The 4,352-nt window shown below is 74.8% G+C and carries 3 protein-coding genes; all 3 read right to left on the bottom strand.

What is annotated here, in order from left to right; translation table 11 throughout:
- A partial coding sequence (locus tag BGM09_RS18225; RefSeq protein ID WP_262928379.1) for a serine/threonine-protein kinase occupies positions 1–853 on the bottom strand: 853 nt, incomplete at its 3' end.
- 349 nt (positions 854–1,202) lie between these two features.
- On the bottom strand, positions 1,203–2,813 hold the full coding sequence (locus BGM09_RS18220; protein ID WP_223187213.1) for a hypothetical protein: 1,611 nt from the start codon (positions 2,811–2,813) through the stop codon (positions 1,203–1,205).
- A 144-nt stretch (positions 2,814–2,957) separates the two neighbouring features.
- On the bottom strand, positions 2,958–4,352 hold a 1,395-nt coding region (locus BGM09_RS18215), incomplete at its 5' end, for a CDP-glycerol glycerophosphotransferase family protein (RefSeq protein ID WP_188282682.1).

Here is a 4,352-nt window from a genome sequence, read left to right as displayed (position 1 = left end):
GCGTTGCCCACGGTGTGGCCCGCCTCCCGCACCTCCAGCGCGGCCAGTTCCTCCAGGTGCGCGTCGACCTCGGCGGCGAATCGCCGCAGCAGCCGGGCGCGTTCACCCGGCGCGAGCGCGGCCCAGCTGGGGTTTGGGGTGGGGTGGTTGGTGGGGTGGGCCGGGCCGCCGGGTCCGCGGTCAGGCAGCGCTCCAGGACGGTACGCAGCTCGTCGGGGTAACCGGACAGGTCGGGCGGCCGGACGGCGGTGTTGGCTATCTGCGTGGCGAGCGTGATCGCGCCCGCCGTGCCGTACGGGTGCCGTCCGGTGGCGGCGACCGCGGCGATCAGGCCGAGCGAGAACAGGTCGGTGGCCGGGGTGAGTTCGTGCCCGTTGGCGTGCTCGGGCGACATGTACTGCGGGGTGCCGATCAGGCCGCCGCTGCGGGTGAGCTGGGTGGAGTCCGCCGCGCGCGCGATGCCGAAGTCGATGACCCAGGGGCCGCCCGCGCCGAGCAGCACATTGCTGGGCTTGAGGTCGCGGTGGATGACGCCCGCCGCGTGCACCGCGCGCAGCGCCTCCGCCGCGCAGCCCACCAGTTGCAGCGCGGTGGCCACCGGCAGCGCCCCGTACCGGGCGAGCGCGTCGTCCAGCGGCAGCCCCGGAATGTAACTGGTCGCCAGCCAGGGCTGGTTGCCGGTGGTGTCGTGGTCGACCACCGGGACCACGTGGTAGCCCTGCACCCGGCGCGCGGACTGCACCTCCTGCTGGAAGCGCCGCCTGAACTCCTCGTCCTGCGCGTATTCGCGCCGGATCACCTTCAGCGCGACCGGCTGTCCGCCGCGGGTGTGCGAGAGGTAGACCGACCCCATCCCGCCCTCGCCGATCCGGGCCAGCAGCCGGTAACCGGCCACCTCGCGCGGGTCCTGCGGCTCCAGCGCCCGCAACGGGCTCCCGCCCGGACCCTGATCAGAATCCGGCACCGCGCCCGGGGTCACGCCCGGACCCGGCACCGCGCCCGCGCCCGGACCCGGCACCGGGCCACCGCTCGAACTGCTGTCGTGACTGGAGATTTCAGGCACCCCCCGGTAGGCGAACGAGGCACGATGCTACCGGGGGTGTGTACGAGTCACGGACGTCGTATCGAACCCGCTGACGCCTCGGTGCCGTTCGGTGACATCACCCGCGGGGGACAGCCTCGGGCCGCGCCCCGTATCGGCCTCACGACCCGCCCGGCACCGGCACCAGCCGCACCAGCCGCTCACCTGTCCTCGGCCCCGTCGCCGCCAAGCTCCCTCCCGATGGCACCTTCTGATACTTCGTCAGCAGCAACCAGCCGATTCCGTAACGCCGTTGGATCGCTTCGCGCTGCGCCGCCGTCGACTTCGGGTCCAGATACGTGCGCACGGCGGCGAATCGGCGGTCGCGTTCGGCGGCCGGGGTGGACGGGTCGGGCCAGGTGGGGGCGACCAGGAAGAAGCCGTAGGCGGGCAGGACGTGCGTGGCGTAGTACCCGTCGGTGAGGACCACCGCGTCGGCGGGCATACGGTCCGCGGCCCAGCTGTAGCCGGGCCAGCGCACCGGGTGGTCGACGGTCACCGGCAGGAAGCGCTGCGGCACGACGGCGCCGATCTGCGCGGCCACGCCGAAGCAGAGCGCGACGGCGGCGACGGGCGCGAGCACCGCGCGCAGCCGGGTCCACGGCGGGATCGCCGCCAGTTCCACGGCGAGCGCGAACTGCGGCGGCACGAGCAGCAGCGCGAAGACCCGCCCGTAGGTGTAGTGCCCGCTCACCCATCCGTAGGCGACGATCAGGCAGAAGGCGGCGAACATCAGGACCAGCGGGTCGCGGACCCCGCGCCGGGCGCGCAGCAGCAGCGGCGGCAGCCCGACGAGCGCCAGCCCGTACCACTGCCAGGGGTGGACGTAGAGCCGCTTGTGCACCGCGTCGACCGTGGTGTCACCGGCCAGCGAGAACACGTCGTAGTACGGCCACGCGACGGCCACCAGCAGCGCGAGCGCGCCCGCCAGCAGCCAGCGGGCCGTCACCCGCCGCGACCAGCCGCGCTGCCGGGCCGTCAGTACCGCCACGATCCCGACGGCCGCGGCCAGCGCGGTGATCGGGTGGATGAGCAGCAGGAGCCCGCAGGCCACGCCCAGCAGGGCGTACCCGGCCCAGCCGGTGGTACGGCGGCGCGCCAGCCGGTCGGTGAGCGCCCACAGGTGGAAGGTGACGCCGACCGCGAAGGCGCTCGGGTACGAGGCGCCCCGGGTCAGCGACCACATCCCGCAGAAGCCGCTCCACTCCTTGCCCTGCACGCCCCACAGCAGGGTGAACGCCAGCAGCGCGTAGACCGGCGCCATCGGCCGCCGGCTCAGCGTCCGCGCGTACACGCCGACGCCGGTGACCAGCACCGCGAGATTCACCGGGCCGCACCAGCGCACGACCTCCCGTCCGGCGGCGCCGGTGGCCCGCGCGATGAGACCGAGCGCCACGATGTACGGCGAGAAGTACGGGCTGCCGGTGCCCGGCAGGTCGAGCAGCGGATTGGCCGGGTGCCGCCAGTCGGCCTTGACCCGCTCCACCGCCGAGGCGTGCTGGCCGAAGTCCGAGGCGATCGGCGCACGCCAGGCCGCCACGGCGACCGCCAGCCAGAAGAGCGTCCCGACGACGGCGTACGGCGTCACCCGCCAGGCCCGCGCCCGCTCCAGCAGCCGGGCCGTCGGACCGGCCCGCCCGGCCGCGACCGCGGCGCCTTCGGCCGTACCGGCCCCCGGCTCGTCGCCCGCGCCGTCGCCCGCGGTGACCTCTCCGGTCGTCAGTGACGGCAAGGCGCGGCCTTGAGGAGACGGCAAGGCGCGGACTTGAGGAGGGTGCGGCCGTCCGGGCGCGGCGGGTGTGCGGCGGGGACCAATGCGCTCGATGTCATGACAAACTCCGTGTTCCGGCGGCGGTTCGGCCAGGGTGTCAGGGGGTCAGCCGAGCATCAGGTCCGCCACGCGGGCGGCGGCCCCTCCGTCGTCCAGGTGGCAGAAGGCGGCGCGGAAGGCCGCGTAGGCGTCGGCGCGGCCCCTGACGGCGGCCTCCGGGTCGCGCAGCGCGGCGGTCAGCTCGTCCGTGGTGCGCAGCAGCGGCCCCGGCGCCTGGGCCTCGTAGTCGAAGGTGAAACCGCGCAGCGTGTCGCGGTAGTGCGGCAGGTCGGGCGTGAACAGCAGCACCGGGCGGCCGGTGACCGCGAAGTCGGCGAGCACCGAGGAGTAGTCGGTGACCAGCACGTCGGCGACGAGCAGCAGTTCCGCGAGGTCGGGATGGGCGCTGACGTCACGCACGAAGCCGCCGGGAACCGCCGGGAGGGTGTCGGCGACCAGCGGGTGCGAGCGGACCAGCAGCACATGGCTCGTGGTCAGCTCCGCCGCCATCGCCGCCAGGTCGAGCGGCAGGTGCAGCCGGGCGTGCTCGGCGTCGTACGCCTCGTCGTCGCGGACCGTCGGCGCGTACAGCACGACCGTGCGGCCGGGCGGCAGGCCGAGCCTGGCCCGCACCTCCTCGCGCACCTTGTCGCGGTCCTCGCCGCTGAGCAGGTCGGTACGGGGCAGCCCGGTCTCGGCGACCTCGCCGTCGAAGTCGAGGGCGCGGCGCAGCGCCGGGGTGCTCTGCGAGTTGGGGGAGAGCAGCACGCTCCACTGGTGGCCGAGGCTCGGCTGCGGCCACATGTGGGTGAGGTCGGCGCACAGCGTGCCCGCCAGGTCCTGGCCGATCCGTTTCACGGGCGCGCCGTGCCAGGTCTGGACGACCCGCTGGCCCTCGCGGCGGCGGAACCACGCGGGCAGATGCGTGTTGGTCACCACGTGGCGGCTGCGGGCCAGCGTCTCGTACCAGTCGTCGCTGCCGCGCAGCACCGCGCGGGCGGTCGCGGGCACCGCCACGGTGTGGTCGCGTACCACCCACGCATGGTCGAACGGGACGCCCCTGCGCACCAGTTCGTCGTGGACGGCGCGCGGCGAGTCCGCGCAGTCGCGGCCGTCGAAGCTGCTGTAGAGGACGGTGTCGGTCAACGGGCGGCGCAGCAGCACCGGATAGCGCCGCTCGCGCAGCATCCGCTGCCGGTACGGTCCCCGGTCCGCCGCGGGCACGGGCGATCCGGCCGCCGCGAACAGGTGGTCGTGGAACCGCCGTTCGACCGTCACCGGCCGGGCGCCCGGGGCCGCCGGGAGCCGCAGCGGCAGTTCGGCGAACGCCTCCCGCGCGATCCGCACCGGGGCGTCGCCGCCGTCCGCCGCCCGCAGGTGCAGATACCAGCGCCCGGCGTGCGGCAGCGCCGACACGTCCAGCGCGGCACTGAACCGGCGTACGGGGCCGGCCGGGCTCCG

It is taken from the genome of Streptomyces sp. CBMA29, from assembly GCF_014596445.1.
In the GTDB taxonomy this organism is placed as follows: Bacteria; Actinomycetota; Actinomycetes; order Streptomycetales; family Streptomycetaceae; genus Actinacidiphila.
The sequence above is the reverse complement of the archived record's forward strand: the minus strand, read 5'-3'. Positions and strand labels throughout refer to the sequence as shown.